The organism is Maritimibacter sp. HL-12 (assembly GCF_900177545.1).
Taxonomy (GTDB): domain Bacteria; phylum Pseudomonadota; class Alphaproteobacteria; order Rhodobacterales; family Rhodobacteraceae; genus Sinisalibacter.
This window is the reverse complement of record NZ_FXBQ01000001.1, coordinates 2,752,947-2,768,228: the sequence shown is the minus strand read 5'-3', so window position 1 is coordinate 2,768,228 and position 15,282 is coordinate 2,752,947. Positions and strand designations below refer to the sequence as shown.

At 69.0% G+C, this 15,282-nt stretch carries 19 protein-coding genes; 3 read left to right on the top strand and 16 right to left on the bottom strand.

The window, feature by feature from the left end:
* The first annotated feature begins 29 nt into the window (after positions 1-29).
* Complete coding sequence (locus B9Y97_RS13845) at positions 30-716, top strand: DUF1045 domain-containing protein (RefSeq protein WP_085527293.1); 687 nt, start codon at positions 30-32, stop codon at positions 714-716.
* On the opposite strand, the gene phnN is transcribed toward B9Y97_RS13845, so the two are convergent.
* From phnN to phnG, 9 genes are all read right to left on the bottom strand, one after another.
* Positions 698-1,237, bottom strand: coding sequence for a phosphonate metabolism protein/1,5-bisphosphokinase (PRPP-forming) PhnN (gene phnN / locus B9Y97_RS13840; protein ID WP_085527292.1), 540 nt, complete (start codon positions 1,235-1,237; stop codon positions 698-700). The genes B9Y97_RS13845 and phnN overlap by 19 nt on opposite strands.
* Positions 1,234-1,917 carry a phosphonate C-P lyase system protein PhnL gene (gene phnL / locus B9Y97_RS13835; protein WP_085527291.1) on the bottom strand — a complete coding sequence of 228 codons (684 nt, stop codon included), beginning with the start codon at positions 1,915-1,917 and terminating at the stop codon, positions 1,234-1,236. Before phnL ends, phnN begins: the two co-directional genes overlap by 4 nt.
* Before the next feature lie 20 nt (positions 1,918-1,937).
* Positions 1,938-2,897, bottom strand: coding sequence for a magnesium transporter CorA family protein (locus tag B9Y97_RS13830; protein ID WP_085527290.1), 960 nt, complete (start codon positions 2,895-2,897; stop codon positions 1,938-1,940).
* Between the two features lie 9 nt (positions 2,898-2,906).
* Positions 2,907-3,677, bottom strand: coding sequence for a phosphonate C-P lyase system protein PhnK (gene phnK / locus B9Y97_RS13825; RefSeq protein WP_085527289.1), 771 nt, complete (start codon positions 3,675-3,677; stop codon positions 2,907-2,909).
* A 70-nt stretch (positions 3,678-3,747) separates the two neighbouring features.
* A complete protein-coding gene (locus tag B9Y97_RS13820) occupies positions 3,748-4,608 on the bottom strand; it encodes an alpha-D-ribose 1-methylphosphonate 5-phosphate C-P-lyase PhnJ (protein ID WP_085527288.1) in 861 nt (286 codons plus the stop codon).
* Complete coding sequence (locus tag B9Y97_RS13815) at positions 4,605-5,207, bottom strand: HAD family hydrolase (RefSeq protein WP_085527287.1); 603 nt, start codon at positions 5,205-5,207, stop codon at positions 4,605-4,607. The genes B9Y97_RS13820 and B9Y97_RS13815 overlap by 4 nt, the downstream gene beginning before the upstream one ends.
* The gene (locus tag B9Y97_RS13810) at positions 5,204-6,325 is read right to left on the bottom strand and encodes a carbon-phosphorus lyase complex subunit (RefSeq protein ID WP_085527286.1); all 1,122 of its coding nucleotides are present in this window, start codon (positions 6,323-6,325) and stop codon (positions 5,204-5,206) included. Before B9Y97_RS13810 ends, B9Y97_RS13815 begins: the two co-directional genes overlap by 4 nt.
* The gene (gene phnH, locus B9Y97_RS13805; protein ID WP_085527285.1) at positions 6,325-6,894 is read right to left on the bottom strand and encodes a phosphonate C-P lyase system protein PhnH; all 570 of its coding nucleotides are present in this window, start codon (positions 6,892-6,894) and stop codon (positions 6,325-6,327) included. Before phnH ends, B9Y97_RS13810 begins: the two co-directional genes overlap by 1 nt.
* Positions 6,894-7,349 carry a phosphonate C-P lyase system protein PhnG gene (gene phnG / locus B9Y97_RS13800; protein ID WP_085527284.1) on the bottom strand — a complete coding sequence of 152 codons (456 nt, stop codon included), beginning with the start codon at positions 7,347-7,349 and terminating at the stop codon, positions 6,894-6,896. The genes phnH and phnG overlap by 1 nt, the downstream gene beginning before the upstream one ends.
* 102 nt (positions 7,350-7,451) lie before the next feature.
* On the opposite strand from phnG, the gene phnF reads away from it, so the two are divergent.
* Both phnF and B9Y97_RS13790 read left to right on the top strand, forming a co-directional pair.
* Positions 7,452-8,162, top strand: a complete 711-nt coding sequence (gene phnF, locus B9Y97_RS13795) for a phosphonate metabolism transcriptional regulator PhnF (RefSeq protein ID WP_139828313.1) — start codon at positions 7,452-7,454, stop codon at positions 8,160-8,162.
* Between the two features lie 67 nt (positions 8,163-8,229).
* A complete protein-coding gene (locus B9Y97_RS13790; RefSeq protein ID WP_085527282.1) occupies positions 8,230-9,408 on the top strand; it encodes an alpha-D-ribose 1-methylphosphonate 5-triphosphate diphosphatase in 1,179 nt (392 codons plus the stop codon).
* Here the strand turns inward: B9Y97_RS13790 and B9Y97_RS13785 are convergent, their stop codons facing one another.
* The 7 genes from B9Y97_RS13785 to phnE all read right to left on the bottom strand — a co-directional run bounded on the left by B9Y97_RS13785 (position 9,409) and on the right by phnE (position 15,265).
* Complete coding sequence (locus tag B9Y97_RS13785; protein WP_085527281.1) at positions 9,409-10,020, bottom strand: LbetaH domain-containing protein; 612 nt, start codon at positions 10,018-10,020, stop codon at positions 9,409-9,411.
* Positions 10,021-10,036: 16 nt separating this feature from the next.
* Positions 10,037-10,762, bottom strand: coding sequence for a glycosyltransferase family 2 protein (locus B9Y97_RS13780; protein WP_254900926.1), 726 nt, complete (start codon positions 10,760-10,762; stop codon positions 10,037-10,039).
* The gene (locus B9Y97_RS13775; protein WP_254900925.1) at positions 10,732-11,316 is read right to left on the bottom strand and encodes a DedA family protein; all 585 of its coding nucleotides are present in this window, start codon (positions 11,314-11,316) and stop codon (positions 10,732-10,734) included. The genes B9Y97_RS13780 and B9Y97_RS13775 overlap by 31 nt, the downstream gene beginning before the upstream one ends.
* Positions 11,313-12,410, bottom strand: a complete 1,098-nt coding sequence (locus tag B9Y97_RS13770; protein WP_085527279.1) for a ceramide glucosyltransferase — start codon at positions 12,408-12,410, stop codon at positions 11,313-11,315. The genes B9Y97_RS13775 and B9Y97_RS13770 overlap by 4 nt, the downstream gene beginning before the upstream one ends.
* Complete coding sequence (locus B9Y97_RS13765) at positions 12,410-13,219, bottom strand: UDP-2,3-diacylglucosamine diphosphatase (protein WP_085527278.1); 810 nt, start codon at positions 13,217-13,219, stop codon at positions 12,410-12,412. The genes B9Y97_RS13770 and B9Y97_RS13765 overlap by 1 nt, the downstream gene beginning before the upstream one ends.
* Positions 13,220-13,304: 85 nt before the next feature.
* Entirely contained in the window at positions 13,305-13,931 is a 627-nt protein-coding gene (locus B9Y97_RS13760; protein WP_254900924.1) for an SDR family NAD(P)-dependent oxidoreductase, read from the bottom strand.
* Between the two features lie 11 nt (positions 13,932-13,942).
* A complete protein-coding gene (gene phnE / locus B9Y97_RS13755; protein WP_254900977.1) occupies positions 13,943-15,265 on the bottom strand; it encodes a phosphonate ABC transporter, permease protein PhnE in 1,323 nt (440 codons plus the stop codon).
* Between the last annotated feature and the right edge of the window lie 17 nt (positions 15,266-15,282).

Below are 15,282 nucleotides of genomic sequence, written 5' to 3'. Positions count from 1 at the left end.
TGTGACAAAATGCGGCTAGGTCCGGGTGCATGAAAAAATATTCTCGTTTCGCCGTCTACTACGCGCCCGAAGCCGGGGCGTTCGCCGATTTCGCGGCCGAATGGCTCGGGTGGGACGCTGCGCGGGGGCGCTCGGCCGGGCCGCTCGCCCTGCCCGGCCTGCCGATGCCCGCCAACGAGATCACCGCAACGCCGCGCAAATACGGCTTTCACGGCACGATCAAGCCACCCTTCGGCCTCGCCACCAGCCCCGGCGCGCTCGAAGCCGATCTCGCCGTTCTTTGTGCCCATCTCGCCCCGGTCACCCTCGACGGTCTTGCGCTTCACCGGCTTGGCGGCTTTCTCGCCCTGACGCCCGAGGGCGACACCGCACCGCTCGCGGCCCTCGCGGCGGAGGTTGTCCAGGGGCTGGACCGGCACCGCCAGCCGCCCACCCAAGCCGAGCTTGACCGCCGGCGCCGGGCCGCTGATCTCACGCCGCGACAGCAGGCCAATCTCGCCACGTGGGGCTATCCATACGTGATGGACGATTTCCGTTTCCATCTTACGCTCACCGGCAAGCTCTCCGAGGCCGCCCTCGACCAGAGCGCGCGCGCGCTCGACCCCGTGCTCGCGCCGCTCCTGCCACGCCCGTTCCGGATCAAGGATCTGTGCCTGTTCGGCGAGGACGAGGACGGCATGTTCCATCTTCTCAACCGCTACACGCTGGCCGGGTGAAGCAGTGCAACGAGCGCGTCCGTCGCCGTTTCCAGCGCGCCGGAATTGTCGATCTCGACCACGTCGAGCCCCGCCGGCAAGGCCAGCCGGGCCCGCTCCAACCGGGCCGATATCTCGGCGGGGGTTTCCCGCCCGCGCGCCGCAAGCCGCGCCGCCAGCACCTCCGGGCGGGCGGTGACGTGGATCACCCGCAGCGCCGGGAACACTTGCGCCGCCTGCCCCAGCATCGCCCGCGAGCCGTTGAACAGCACGGTTTCGCCGCGCGCGAGACGCCGGGTCACCTCGGCGGGAATGCCATAGCGCAGCCCGTGCGCCTCCCAGTCGAGCGCGAAGGCCCCGGCGGCGTGCAGGCGTTGAAATTCTTCCCGGCTCACGGCGTCGAAGTCTTCGCCACCGGCGTCGGGATCGCGGGTGATCACCCGGCGCACGAGGTGCAGCCCGGGCAGCCGCTGCGCCGCCGCGCGCATCAGGCTGTCCTTGCCAACGCCCGAAGGCCCGACGATGGCGAAGATGCCGCTCACGCCGCCGCCTGCGGGGTGAAGGCGGAGACGTCGATCTCGCGGTCGGCCACCCGCGCGCGCGCCGCCTCGTCATGGAAGATCCCGACAATCGCCGCGCCGCGCGCCTTGGCTTCCTCGATCAGCGCCAGAACGGTGGCGCGGTTGCCCGCGTCGAGCGAGGCGGTGGGCTCGTCGAGCAGCATTGCCGGGTAGGCATGGGCGAAGCCGCGCGCGATGTTCACCCGCTGCTGTTCACCGCCCGAGAAAGTGGTGGGTGAGAGGGTCCAGAGCGTTTCGGGAATGTTGAGCCGGGCGAGCAAGTCACCGGCGCGCGCCAGCGCCGCCTCGCGCGGGGTTCCGACCGCAAGCAGTGGCTCGGCGACAACCTCGATCGTCGGCACCCGTGGCACCACCCGCAGGAACTGGCTGACATAGCCCAGCGTGCGGCGCCGGAGCGCGAGGATCTCGCGCGGCTCGGCGCGCGCCACGTCGACGCCGCCCACGATGATCTGCCCGGAGGCCGCGAGATAATTGCCATAGATCATCCGCATCAACGTGGACTTGCCCGCGCCGGAGGTGCCGGTGAGCGCCACGCATTCGCCCGGCGCCACGCAAAAGCTCGCCCCGCGCATGACCTCGATCGTCGCCCCGCCCTGGTTGTGCAAGGTGAACGCCTTCGAAACCTCCCGCACCTCGATCATCGCAGTCGTCATGATGCCCCCTAGAGCCATTTTTTCCATTTGAAGATCAGGTATGTGAGCGCCGCCGAGGCGAGCATGAGCGCGAGCGCCACGGGGTAGCCCCAGGGCTGGCCGAGCTCGGGCATGGCGGCAAAATTCATGCCGTAGACCGAGGCCACCAGCGTGGGCGGCATGAACAACACCGCCACCACCGAGAAGATCCGCAGCGCGGCGTTCTGTTCGAGCCCGATCATGCCCAGCGTCGCATCGTCGACGAGGCCGATACGGGCGTAGACGAAATCTGCGTGTTCGGCGAGCGCCGCGATGTCGCGCTGCAAGGCCGCGACGACCGAGGCGCGCGGCGCGTCCCCCGCGCCCTCGTGCAGCGTCTGTCCGTAGAACGAAAGCGCCCGCTCCATCGTCAGCAGCCCGAGCCGGACCCGACCGACCCGATCGCCGACCCGGCCGATCGTGGTCAGCGCGCCGCGCAGGCTGCCCCGGGCGGCGGCGTGACCATCCGTGAAAACCCGCGCGGAGAGCGCATCGAGCGCCGAGCCGATCTCTTCGAGAATATCGGCGAAGCGGGCGATGATCTGCTCGGCAAGGCCAAGAAAGACCCCGGCGGCATCGGCGGTTTCCAGCGGTCCGCGCCCGGTGCGCGCGGGGAAGGCCTCGAAGGGCCGCGGCGCGTGATGGCGGACCGTCACCAGCCGGGTGCCGTCGAGGATGAAGGTGACCGGTGCCAGAACCGGCACGCCTTCCGGCGTCATGCCCGGCAACACGACGGTCATGTAATCGACTCCGGCCTCGCGGTAGAGCCGCGCCGAAAGCTCGATCGCCTCCATGTCGTCGCGCGTCGGCACCGCGACCCCCAGCGCCTCGACCTCGGCCACCTGCCCCGGGTCGGGCGCGCAGAGGTCGATCCATACGGCGCGGGCCAGAGCCTCGTCCTCGGCAAGGCGGGTGAGGCGACCGGCGGATATCCTGTAGGCCTGCAACATGGCGTTCGCCTAGACCTGCAACACGGAGGAAACGAGAAGCTGGGTATAGGGATGCTGCGGATCGTCGAGCACCTGGTCGGTGAGCCCGGCCTCCACCACGCGGCCCGATTTCATCACCATCAGCCGGTCGGCAAGCAACCGCACGACCGCGAGATCATGGGTGACGATGAGCACCGAAAGCCCCATCTCGCGCACCAGACCGCGCAACAGGTCGAGCAGGCGCGCCTGCACGCTCACGTCGAGCCCGCCGGTTGGCTCGTCCATGAACACCAGCCGCGGGCCGGTCACGAGGTTGCGCGCGATCTGGAGGCGCTGCTGCATCCCGCCGGAAAACGCATTCGGACGGTCATCGATCCGGCCCGCCTCGATCTCGACCCGGCCGAGCCAGTCGAGCGCAGTGTCGCGGATCTCGCCGTAGTGCCGCGCCCCCACCGCCATCAGCCGCTCGCCGACGTTGCCACCGGCGCTCACCCCCATCCGAAGCCCGTCGCGCGGGTTCTGGTGCACGAAGGCCCAATCGGTGCGCGAGAGCATCCGCCGCTCGGGTTCGCTCATGGTGAGCGTGTCCTTGAGTCCCTCGGCGCGGGTGTCGAACAGAACCTCGCCGCGATCGGCGGGCAGGTGCCCGGCGAGCACGTTCAGCAGCGTCGACTTGCCGGAGCCGGATTCCCCGACGATCCCCATCACCTCGCCGGGGTAGAGATCGAAGCTCACCCCCTCGCAGCCCACCCGGGGCCCGTAGAATTTCGCGATATCGCGTACCGACAGCAGCGGGGTCATGACCTTGCCTCCTCGCGGCCAGGAATTTTCGAAAATTCCTGGCAAATTTCTTCGCAGAAATTTGCGCCGTTCATTCCGCCGCCTCCGGGCTGAAGCGTCCGCGATGGCCCTCGGCCTGCCGCGTGGCGCAGAAATCGGTGTCGGAGCAGACGAACATCCGCCCGCCCGCGTCGTCGACGATCACCTCGTCGAGGTAGCTTTGCTCGGCCCCGCAGAGATCGCAGGCGTGATCGGCCTTGGAGGCGACGAAGGGGTGATCCTCGAAATCGAGGCTGACCACCCTGGTATGCGGCGGGATCGCGTAGATCCGTTGCTCACGCCCCGCGCCGAACAACTGGATCGCAGCGCTTTCGAGCTTGGGGTTGTCGAATTTCGGGATCGGCGACGGGTCCATCACGTAGCGCCCTTCCACCTTCACCGGGTAGGCATAGGAGGTGGCGATCGCGCCGTGGCGGGCGATGTCTTCGTAGAGCTTGACGTGCATCAGCCCGTATTCCTCGAGCGCATGCATCCGCCGGGTCTCGGTCTCGCGCGGCTCCAGAAAGCGCAGGGGCTCCGGGATCGGCACCTGGTAGACGAGGATCTGGTCGTCCCCCAGCGGCGCTTCGGGAATCCGGTGGCGGGTCTGGATCACCGTCGCCTCGCCGGTGCGCTCGGTGGTCTCTACCCCGGCGGTGGTTTCGAAGAACTTGCGGATCGAGATCGCGTTGGTGGTATCGTCCGCGCCCTGGTCGATCACCTTGAGCCGGTCCTCGGGGGTGAGGCAGGCGGCGGTGACCTGCACCCCGCCGGTGCCCCAGCCGTAGGGCATCGGCATTTCGCGGCTGGCAAACGGCACCTGGTAGCCGGGAATGGCGATGGCCTTGAGCAGGGCGCGGCGGATCATCCGCTTGGTTTGTTCGTCGAGATAGGCGAAGTTGTAGGCGCTCACAGCAGGCCCCTTTCGGCAAGATCCGTGGCCAGCCTGCCCGGATCGGAGAACTGCACCGCGTCCATACCAAAGGCGCGTGCGGCGGCGACGTTGTGCGGGCCATCGTCGATGAACAGGCACGCGTCGGGTTCCACGTTCGCGCGCGCGCAGAGCAGCGCGAAGATGCGGGGGTCGGGTTTTGCCACGCCTTCCTGACCGGAAACCACCGTCACCCCGAAGCTGGTGCCAAGCCGGGGATGCGCCTTCAGCCCCTCGGGCCATGTCTCCGCCGACCAGTTGGTGATCGCATGCAGCGGCACGCCGCTTGCGCGCAGCCGCTCGACCAGCGCCCAGGTTCCCTCGATTGCCACCTCCACGCTGCGCGCGAAATGGTCAACGTAGCCTTCGAGGGCCTTGCGGTCGGCTTCATCCTCGATCCCGCCAGCCAGATCGATGAATCGCGCGCCCGCGTCGGCCTTGACGTTGAGATCGCGAAAGCCGATCCGCGCCATGAACGCCTCAGCCGCCGCGCGGCTGCCCAGAGCCGGCTCGAAGGCGCGCACCGGCTCCCAGTCTACCAGCACGCCGCCGATGTCGAATACCACCGCCGAGGGTTTCATTCTGCCGCCTCCACGCTTTGGGGAGCGGTGCCGCCGCTCTCGGCGGACGTTCCGGCCTGCTGCGCCTCGGCCCTGAGCCGGCGCACCAGTTCCAGCTCGGATTGGAAATCAACGTAGTGCGGCAGCTTGATGTGTTCGAGAAAACCCGTCGCCTGGATGTTGTCGGCGTGGGACAACACGAACTCCTCGTCCTGCGCCGGGGCACCGAGATTGTCCTCGCCAAGCTCTGCCCAGCGCAACGCGCGGTCCACCAGCGCCATCGAGATCGCCTTGCGTTCCGATTGGCCGAAGACGAGGCCATAGCCGCGGGTGAACTGCGCCGGTTCGGTCTTCGAGCCGGTGAACTGGTTGACGGTTTCACACTCGGTGAGCACCACTTCCCCGATCTCGACCGCGAAGCCAAGCTCGGGGATGTCGATCTCCACCGCCACCGTGCCAATCCGCAATTCGCCAACGAAGGGGTGGTTCTTTGCGTAGCCGCGCTGGGTCGAATAGGCCATCCCGAGCACGAAGCCCTCGTCGCCCCGGGTCAGCGCCTGCAACCGCAAGGACCGCCCGGCGGGAAACTCCATCGGCTGGCGGGTCATGTCAGGCGGTGTGTCATCAGAGGGTGCCTCGGGCTGGATCAGCCCGTCGAGGTTGAGATACTCGGTGACACGCGGCATCGTGCCCGGCAACGGGTCTGCCTGTTCGGAGCGCGGGGCCTCGCCCTCGGCGGCCAAGGCGAAGTCGATCAGCCGGTGGGTGTAGTCGAAAGTCGGGCCCAGAACCTGCCCGCCCGGCACATCCTTGAAGGTGGCGCTGATCCGCCTGTCGCAGGCCATCGCGCCGGTGTCGACGGGCTTGGCGTGGCCGATGCGCGGCAGCGTGGTGCGATAGGCCCGGATCAGAAAGATCGCCTCGATCATGTCGCCGCGCGCCTGCTTGATCGCCAGCGCGGCCAGGTCGGGGTCGTAGAGCGAGCCCTCCGCCATCACCCGGTTCACCGCCAGAGAAAGCTGCTCGCGGATCTGCGGCACCGTAAGCTCGCCGACGCCGGGATCGCCCCGGCGCTCCTCGGCAAGCCAGGCATGGGCATTGTCGATGGCGCGCTCGCCACCCTTGACGGCGACATACATCAGCCAGCCTCCACGCGCGTGGTGCGGGGCAGCGCGGCAAGCGCGGTTCCCGCGGTGAAGAAAAAATCGAGCCCCAGCGGGAACCGTGTGCGGTTGACCTCGAAGGCCGCGGTTTCGGGCAGCGAGAGCCGGGCCTCGGTCGCGATCCCCGGGCCGGTAAGACGCGCACCGTCCGCCGCGAGGCGGTCAAGCTCGACGATCAGCGTGGCCGAGCGGTCGGGGTAGTCCGGCGTGCCGACCGGGTAGTGGTCGAGCCGGCCAAGCGCCGCCCAGCGGCCCAGCGCGAACATCGCCTCGCCGGGGCCGACAATCGGCGCACCGATATGGAAGGCCACCCAGTCGCGCACCTGTGGCGCGTCGTGGCCGGGGGCAAGGTATAGCGGCGTCTCGCCATCGCAGAGCGTGAGCAGCAGGGTTGCGGCGGCGGTCGACAGCGGCGCGGGCGCGGCACCGCCCGAAAGCGTCACGATCCGGCCGGGCCGCGCCAGCGCATCGAGGGCTGCGCGAAAGGCCCGGGCGGACTGAACCGGGGCGTCGGAAAATCCGCCGGTGAGCACATCGTCCCGCATCAATCCTCTCCCCGAACCATGGTGAAGAAATCGACCCGCGTTGCCGCCGCCTTGGCCGCGCGCGAGGTTCTGGCGACCAGCGCCTCGGCTTCGAGCGGGGCGAGCACCGTGGCGCGCAGCTCGTCGGCGCGGCCGGTCTGCATCAGCGCATCCACCAGCGCGGCGCGCTCGGCGTGGGCCCTGTCGCGACCCTGCACGTAGCCATGCCCGACCTCGCCGGTCGCCAGCTTGAGCGCGCAGCGGGTCACGGTCATCTCGCCCATGTTGAAGGGCGCGCCGGTGCCCCCCATACGCCCGCGCAGCATGACGCCCCCCACCTCGGGAGGCCGAAGCCAGGTGAAACCAGGCCTTGCCCCGGCCTCCTCGAAAAGGCTGGCGAGCCGCGCGGGCGGGGCCTTCGCAAGCAGGCTCATCCAGCCCTTGCGTGCCTCGATGTCCAATGTCGTCCCGGTCATTCGATACCTTGTGGATATTTCGGTCAGCCTATACAACTAGACAAATCTTTGGCAGATTCGTGCCGCAGAGTCTTGTGAAATTTTGGTGACACCAGGAAACCGATCATGGGCACCCCGGTCTGGACTTCGATCGCGACGACGCTCCAGGGCGAGATCGGCGCGGGGCATTATCGCCCCGGCGACAAGCTGCCCACCGAGGCCGCCCTCGCCGCGCGTTTCGGGGTGAACCGCCATACCGTCCGCCGCGCGCTCTCCGACATGGCCGAACGCGGGTTGGTGCGGGCACGCCGGGGTGCCGGGGTTTTCGTCACCGCCACGCCTACGGACTATCCGATCGGCCGCCGGGTGCGCTTCCACCAGAATATCCGCGCCTCCGGGCGCTTGCCGGAAAAGCGCGTGCTCCGGGTCGAGACCCGCCCCGCCGATCCGCTGGAGGCCGCCGCACTCGGCCTCGCGCCCGGCGCCGCGGTGGTGGTCTACGAGGGCCTGTCGCTGGCCAACGGCACCGCGCTCGGGCATTTCGTGAGCACCTTTCCGGCCGAACACCTGCCCGGCCTCGCCGCCGCGCTGGCAGAAGTGACATCCGTCACCGAGGCGCTGCGGCGGTGCGGTGTCGATGACTACCTGCGCGCCGAAACCCGGGTCAGCGCCGAACGCGCCAGCCCGACCCAGGCGCTGCACCTCGGCGTCCGCGAGGGCGATCCGCTGCTGCGCACCGAGGCGCTCAATGTCACCCCCGAGGGGCTGCGGATCGAGCGCGGGTTGACGTGGTTCGCCGGCGACCGGGTAACGCTCAGTCTCGCAAACGACTGATCCAGAGTCACGAACCCGACACATTATTCGGCTATAAGGTTGGAAAAAGACAACCGCAGGTTTCATCATGGCCACGCTTCCCCCTTTGCGCCTCACCGGCGCAACCCTGCTTCGTGACGGTGCGCTCCAGCGCGACGCGGTGACGGTCGCCAATGGTGTCTTCTCCGACGCGCCGGCACCGGAGTGCGATTTTTCCGGCTACCTGCTCCTGCCCGGGATCGTCGATCTGCACGGCGACGCTTTCGAGCGCCACATCGCCCCGCGCCCGAGCGCACCCTTCCCGATCGAAAGCGGCTTGCGCGCCACCCAGCGCGACGCCGCCGCCCACGGCGTGACCACCGCCTGGCTCGCGCAGGGCTGGAGCTGGGAAGGCGGCATGCGCAGCCCCGATTTCGCCGAAGCGCTGATGTTCGAGCTCGACACGTTCCGGCCCGGCGCGCTGATCGACATGCGGCTCCAGATCCGGCTGGAAACCCATATGCCGGAAACCCGCGACCGTTTGATCGCGGCCCTGCTGCGCCACCAGATCGACTACGTCGTGTTCAACAACCACCTGCCCGAAACGCTCACCATGGCCGCCCGCGCGCCGCACAAGCTCGCCGCCTGGGCCGAGCGCGAGGGCCGCCCGCTCGAAGCGCTGCACCAGGGCCTCGAACGTGCGCGCGCCGCCGAGGCGCTGGTGCCGCGCAACCTGTTGCGGCTGGTCGAAGCCTTCGACCGGCAGGGGATCACCTATGGCAGCCATGACGACCCCGACGGCGACACCCGCGAGCGGTTCCGCATCCTTGGCGCGCATATCGCCGAGTTTCCCGCCGCCTACAGCGCCGCCGCCGTCGCCAAGGCAACCGGCGACGCGGTGATCATGGGCGCGCCCAACGTTGTGCGCGGCGGCTCACAGGCGGGCCGTATCCCGGCACTTTCGCTGATTTCCAAGGGCCAGTGCGACGCGCTGGTTTCCGATTACCACTACCGCAGCCTTGCCGAAGCGGCCTGGACCCTGGCCGACCTCGGGGTCCGCAGCCTGCCCCGCGCCTGGGCGATGATCTCGACGGTGCCCGCCCGGCTGCTGCGGCTCGAAGACCGCGGCGAGATCGCTGCCGGCAAACGGGCCGATTTCGTGCTCGTCAACGAGGCCGACCGCAGCATCGAGGCGACGATCTCGGCAGGCCGGATTGCCCACCTGTCCGGCGAAGCGGCGCTGCGTCTGCTCGACGCGCGCCGGGCGTTCGGGATGGCGGCGGAGTGATCAGCCGTATTTTTCGATGAAGGCCTCGATCGGCAGGCGGCGAAAATCCTCCAGCCGGTCGCGCAGGGTATCGTGGCTCCAGTCCCACCACGCCAGCGCGATGAGCCGGTCGGCGATCACCTCGGGAAAGCGCGCGCGGATCGGCTTCGCGGGGATGCCTGCAACGATGCTGTAGGGGGCCACGTCGCGGGTGACGACGGCCATCGAGGCAACCACCGCGCCATCGCCCACCGTCACCTCCGGACGGATCACCGCGCCGTGGCCGATCCAGGTGTCGTGCCCGATCCGCGCCCGCCGCGCCTTGCGCTCGGCAAAAAAACCGGCGTCGATATCGGCATCGTCCCAGTAATCCGGCGAGCGGTAGAGGAAGTGGTGCAAGGAGGCCTGCGCCATCGGGTGATCGGTCGGGCCGATCCGCGCGAAACTGGCAATATTGGCGAACTTGCCAACCTCGGCATTGGCGATGTCGGCGTAGCGGTCGCAATAGGAATAGTCGTCGATGGTCGAGAACTGCAGCCGCGACCCGGCCCCGATCTCGACAAAGCGGCCAAAGGTCGTGGCCGTGATTTCGCAGCCTTCGTGCAGGAAGGGATCGTCGCCGAGCCGGGGCATGGGGGTCCTTTCGAGGTCAGATACGCCGCGACCGCAGGGTGGCGATCTGTGCCAGCGCCTCCCATGGCCGCACGGTTTGGAAGATGTCGCCCAACATGCGCAGATCGGCGATGATCCCGGCACGGGCGCCGTGCTTGGCGCCCTTGAGCGGGCTCGAAACCCCGGGCCAGCGCACCACCGCGATCCGCAACCCGTTGGCGATCCAGAGCCGGTTCATGAACACCTCCAGCCCGAAGCGTGGCAGGGTGTCGAGCCGGTCGAGATGTGCCACGAGCAAGGCGCGGGGCAGTACCCTTTCGCCCGAGATGTAATCGAGCCCGATCGCCCGCCAGGGCCAGGGCGCATTGCGCCGCAGGCTGACCGCGGCATCGGCCCGGCCTTCGAGCACCGGCGCGGCCAAGCTGGCGATATGGTCGGGGGTCAGGCCCTCAAGATCGGCATCGACGAGCAGGATCAGCGCGCCCCGCGCCGCCGCCACGCCAGCGGCGACCGCCCGGGTCTTGCCACCGTTCATCGGCTGGATGAGTAGGGTCAGGTTCCTGTCACGCGCCGCGAAACCGCGCGCGATCTCGGCGGTGGCATCGGTCGAGCCGTCATCGACCACGATCACCTCGTCGATCCACGGGGTGGCCAGCACGGTTTCCAGAACCGCCGTGATCCGGGGGGCCTCGTTGAACGCGGGGATGATGCAGGACAGCCGGGGCGCGCCGCTCATCGCCGCGCCCCCCGCCCGATCAGCCATATCATCCCGGCGAGCAGGGCCACGGCAAGCACCACCAGCGAGGCGCGGGCGATCCAGTCGTCGATCCGGGCATAGGCCGCCCCGAAACCGTAGCCAATGCCGACGAAGGCGAGGCTTTTCGGCACGGTGCCGAGCAGGTTGAACCAGAAGAAGGTGAGCAACGGCATCCGCGCTGCACCGGCCGCCACCAGCACTGCGAAGCCGAAGCTGTGGGTCAACTTGCCAAAGAGCAAGGTGCGCCCGCCCTTCGTCTCGAAATGCCCTGCCAGACGCGCGAGGCGGTCGCTGCCGAGCCCGAGCCGGGTGCGCCACCGCGCGGGCAGGCGCGCGAGCCCGCCGCGGCCGAGCCCGTAGAAGGCGAAATCGCCCACCAGGTCGGCCAGGATCACCACGGCGGCGACGCTCCAGACATCGAACAATCCCCGGCTTGCGAGCCACGCCGCGATCACCGTCACGATCGGGCCTTCGACGAGTGCCGCCGGGGCCAGCACCGCGAGCCCGTGCTTGCTGAGCAGCAGGGCGAGCGCGTCGAGACCGATCACGGCCCCACTCACGCGCCCACCACCGAGCCGCGCCAGGTGAACCCGCGACGGCGCCAGGTGACGATCCAGAGCGCGGGCAGAAGCGCGTCGCGCAGCAGCATCGCGGCAATGTCGCGCGGGGCGGCGGGCCAGCCGTGGGCCCGCGCGAGCGCGAGTTCGACACCATACCAGAGGACCGCGAACGCGGCGAGCGCGGGGCCGGGCACCGTGCCGTGGCCGACAAGCGCCGCCAGCGCCAGCAACGGCGGCAGCGGGCCTTGCAGGATCTCGAGGCCGAAGATCGCCGGGAACCCGGCGCGGCGGATCCGCGACCAACGCAGTTGCCGCCCCCAGACCTCGTCGAAATCGCGCTTGCCGATCGGCTGGCCGAAGAGCGTCCGGGCAAGGCGAACCTTCTTTCCCTGCCCCCGCACCAGCTTGGTCGAGGCCACGTCTTCGGCAAGGTCGCGGGCCAGCGCCTCAAGGCCACCCCCCGCGCTCAGCAGGTCGCGGTTCCAGAACAGCGTCTTGCCGTGGGCGAAGCCGATCCCGAGCGCGTCCGCCGCGAGTTGCCAGCGCGCCTGGTTGGAGTTCAGGAAGGCGCATTCCAATGCACCCCAGAAGTTGCCGGGCCGGATCCCGGCCGGGGGCGAGGAGACGAGGCCGGTATCGGCTCGCCGGGTGGCATCGAGGCGGCTGAGATAGTCGGGCGTGAGCAAGAGGTTGGCATCGGTCATCGCCACCCAGTCGCCGCGGGCGGCGGCAAAGCCCTTCACCAGGTTGTTGAGCTTGGGGTTGGCGCTGATCCGGTCATCCCCGATCAGGATACGGGCCTGCGCCTCCGGGTGGTCGGCGATCAGCTTCTCAAGCAGCGCCACGGCCGGATCGTTTGCCGAGGCGGCGCAGAACAGGATCTCGTGGTCGGGATAATCCTGCCCGAAAGACGACGCGAGGGTTTCGGCGTCGAAGACGTCGAGCCCGCAGACCGGCCGCACCAGCGAGACCGGCGGGCGCGCGGGCGCGTCTGGTCCGCGCTCACGGGCGGCACGGGGCCAGGCCAGCGCGGTGCTGAGCAGGTGCACCGCGAGCGTGACCGTGAAGACGGTGGCAAGCACGGCAACGAGCATCAGCCCGCGCTCCGGGCCATCGCCGGGGCCTCCGCCGGGATACCTTGAACCGGACCGGGCCGGGCCGCAGCCTCTGCCGACCAGTCGACCAGCTTGAGCGCACCGCTCTCGTCTTCCACCAGCGCGGTGAAGCTGTCGACCCAGTCGCCGCAGTTGGCATAGCGCAGACCGTCGATTTCGCGCAGCCCCGGCTTGTGGGAATGGCCGCAGATCACGCCCTGAAGCCCCGCCGCTCCGGCGAGGGCAACCAGCCGGCGCTCGAAGCGCCCGCCCATCACGAACAGGCTGTTGAAGGCGCGGATCGCGGCGCGGATCGGGCTGTCGTCGCCCTTGCGGGCCCAGGCGTCGAGCCGGCGGCCGAGCCAGGCATCGAGCCCGCGCATCAGCGCATCGGCGCGGCTGCCGATCCGGGTCATGGCGTGCAGACGCAGAATCCGGCTGTCGGCCTGGTCGCCGTGCAGCACGAGATAAGCCCGCCCGTCGCCCGCCCGATGCACCAGCGCCTCGCGCAGTTCCCAGGCGTCCGGCAGCCGCGCGGCCCCCGGCTGGCGCAGGGCGGCATCGTGGTTGCCGGCAAGATAGACCACCCGGGCGCCGTTCAGCGCGCGCCGCTCCAGCTCGCTCATCACGGCGTCGTGCACCGGCGACCAATGCACCTGGCCTCCGTGCCACAGATCGAGAATATCGCCCACCAGGTAGATCGCGTCGGCTTCGTGCGCCTGAAGGAAATCGAGCACCGCGCGCGGCTGGCAAGCCCGCGCGCCGAGGTGAAGATCGGAAAGAAACAGGCTGCGAAAGCGCGTTGGCATCGGGCGGCTCCGTGATGTCTCGCCATGGTTTTCTCCGCAAGCTGTTGCCGTATCATGACGATCTGGTCACAGGCGCGTGACAAGGTCAATATTCGCGCACCTGCCCCCGCCACGACCAGAACAGCCCGCTGCGCTCCGGCGAGAGCCCGTCGATCAGCGCGAGAATGCCAGCGGCCACCGTGGCAGGGTCTTCCTCGGCCTCCGGCCCGCCCATCTCGGTGCGCACCCAGCCCGGATCGACGACGCCGACGGCGATGCCCTCGGGGGCAAGGTCGGTCGCAAGCCCCTGCATCACCTTGTTGAGCGCCACTTTCGAGGCCCGGTAGGCGATCCGGTCGGACTTGGCGTAGCCCATCCATGCCATCTGCGACGAGATCGACAAGATGCGCGGGCGGGTGCCGCGGCGCAGGTTGGGCAGGAAGGCCTGCGCCACCGCGAGCGGCGCAAGGGTGTTGACCTCGAGCACCTCGCGGAACCCGTCGAAATCCATGTCGAGCGGCGATTGCCGCGCCGGGCCGATGATACCGGCGTTGTTGATCAGCACGTCGAGCGGGCCGAGGTCGGCCGCCGCACCGGCGAGCGCGGCGTGGTCGGTGACATCGAAGAGCACGTCACCGCCCTGCCCCGGCCGCGTTGCCGCGATGACCTCGTGGCCGTCCGCCCGCGCCGCCGTCACCAGCGCCGCGCCGATGCCGCGGTTCGCCCCCGTCACCAGGAGCCGCATCAAGCGCCCTTGATCAGCCTGCGCCGCAGCCAGCCCGAGATCGTGTCCATCGCCATCACCATCAGCACGATCAGCACGATGTAGTAGCTCACCTCTTCCCAATCCTTCTGGGTGATCATCGCCTGGGTCAGCAAAAGGCCGATGCCGCCGCCGGTGATCGCGCCGATGATTGTTGCCGAGCGGGTGTTGGATTCGAGGTAGTAGAGCACCTGGCTGAGCAGCACCGGCGTGATCTGCGGGATCACCCCGAAGCGGTAACGGTGCAGCGTCTTGGCCCCGGTCGAGGCGACGCCCTCGATCTGCCTGTCGTCGACATTCTCCAGCGCTTCCGAGAACATCTTGCCGAAAGAGCCGGTGTCGGTGATCAGGATCGCCAGCGCGCCGGTCATCGGGCCGGGGCCGAAGGCGCGGCTGAGGATGATCGTCCAGATCAGCCCGTCGACCCCGCGCACGAAGTCGAACAGCCGGCGCATGGCGAAGCGGATGCTCATCAGGCGGCTGAAGTTCTTCGCCGCGAGGAAGGCCATCGGCAGCGCCACCAGGGCCGCGCCCATGGTGCCGAGGAAGGCCATCAGGATGGTCTCGAAGATCGCCCAGAGCACGTCGCCGTGACGCCACATCTTGTTGTACCAGACATCGTGGGCGATCGCGGCAAGGTTGCTCTTGCCGTCCACCACGCGGTCCCCCGAGAGCACCAGCCCGGCCAGTTCGGCGGGCGTCTTGCCGTAGAACTGGCTGTCGAGCGTGAACCAGAACAGCTCCCAGCCGAAGGCGTAGCGAAACACCTCGGTGCGCGCGCGGGTCACGCTGGCGCGGCCACCCGCGCCGGTGATGTTGACCCGCGAGGAACTGGCGCTGATCCAGTCGGGCACTTCGCCATCGGGGGTTTCGAGCAGGATCTCGCGGCCCTCCAGCGTGACCACCACGGTGCCGTAATCCGGCACGGTGTAGCGCAAGGTCGAGCCGTCGATCTCGGCCGCCTCGCCGGCTTTCAGCTCGATCCGGGCGGCATCGTCGCCGCTCATCGTCACGAACTCCGGCACCATGCCCTCGGGGTAGGTGCCCTTGGCCTCGCCCTCGACGGCGAACCCGAGTCCGCCGACCCGGTTGTCGTGGGTGACGTGGGTCTTGTAGCTGTAGCTGTCGGCGACGAGGATCGCGGCGTTGTCCATCCGCGCCCGGTCCATCAGGCCGGGGATGTCAAAGGCGAAGAACAGGTAGACGAAATAGGCGAGGATCACCCCCGGCACGGCAAAGGCCAGCAGGCGCTTGCGGCCGATCAGCCGGGTGGCGGTGTCATGCAGGTTTTCGGTCTGCGGCATGTCGGCGATGGCGGTCA

Coding starts and splice junctions, on each gene's coding strand:
- B9Y97_RS13785 (WP_085527281.1), bottom strand. CDS start 10,020: ATGCCCCGGCTCGGCGACGATCCCTTCCTGCACGAAGGCTGCGAAATC.
- phnK (WP_085527289.1), bottom strand. CDS start 3,677: ATGACCCCGCTGCTGTCGGTACGCGATATCGCGAAATTCTACGGGCCC.
- B9Y97_RS13810 (WP_085527286.1), bottom strand. CDS start 6,325: ATGTATGTCGCCGTCAAGGGTGGCGAGCGCGCCATCGACAATGCCCAT.
- phnH (WP_085527285.1), bottom strand. CDS start 6,894: ATGCGGGACGATGTGCTCACCGGCGGATTTTCCGACGCCCCGGTTCAG.
- phnE (WP_254900977.1), bottom strand. CDS start 15,265: ATGCCGCAGACCGAAAACCTGCATGACACCGCCACCCGGCTGATCGGC.
- B9Y97_RS13815 (WP_085527287.1), bottom strand. CDS start 5,207: ATGAAACCCTCGGCGGTGGTATTCGACATCGGCGGCGTGCTGGTAGAC.
- B9Y97_RS13790 (WP_085527282.1), top strand. CDS start 8,230: ATGGCCACGCTTCCCCCTTTGCGCCTCACCGGCGCAACCCTGCTTCGT.
- B9Y97_RS13770 (WP_085527279.1), bottom strand. CDS start 12,410: ATGCTCGTTGCCGTGCTTGCCACCGTCTTCACGGTCACGCTCGCGGTG.
- phnG (WP_085527284.1), bottom strand. CDS start 7,349: ATGACCGGGACGACATTGGACATCGAGGCACGCAAGGGCTGGATGAGC.
- B9Y97_RS13765 (WP_085527278.1), bottom strand. CDS start 13,219: ATGCCAACGCGCTTTCGCAGCCTGTTTCTTTCCGATCTTCACCTCGGC.
- B9Y97_RS13780 (WP_254900926.1), bottom strand. CDS start 10,762: ATGGCTGATCGGGCGGGGGGCGCGGCGATGAGCGGCGCGCCCCGGCTG.
- B9Y97_RS13830 (WP_085527290.1), bottom strand. CDS start 2,897: ATGTTGCAGGCCTACAGGATATCCGCCGGTCGCCTCACCCGCCTTGCC.
- phnL (WP_085527291.1), bottom strand. CDS start 1,917: ATGATCGAGGTGCGGGAGGTTTCGAAGGCGTTCACCTTGCACAACCAG.
- B9Y97_RS13845 (WP_085527293.1), top strand. CDS start 30: ATGAAAAAATATTCTCGTTTCGCCGTCTACTACGCGCCCGAAGCCGGG.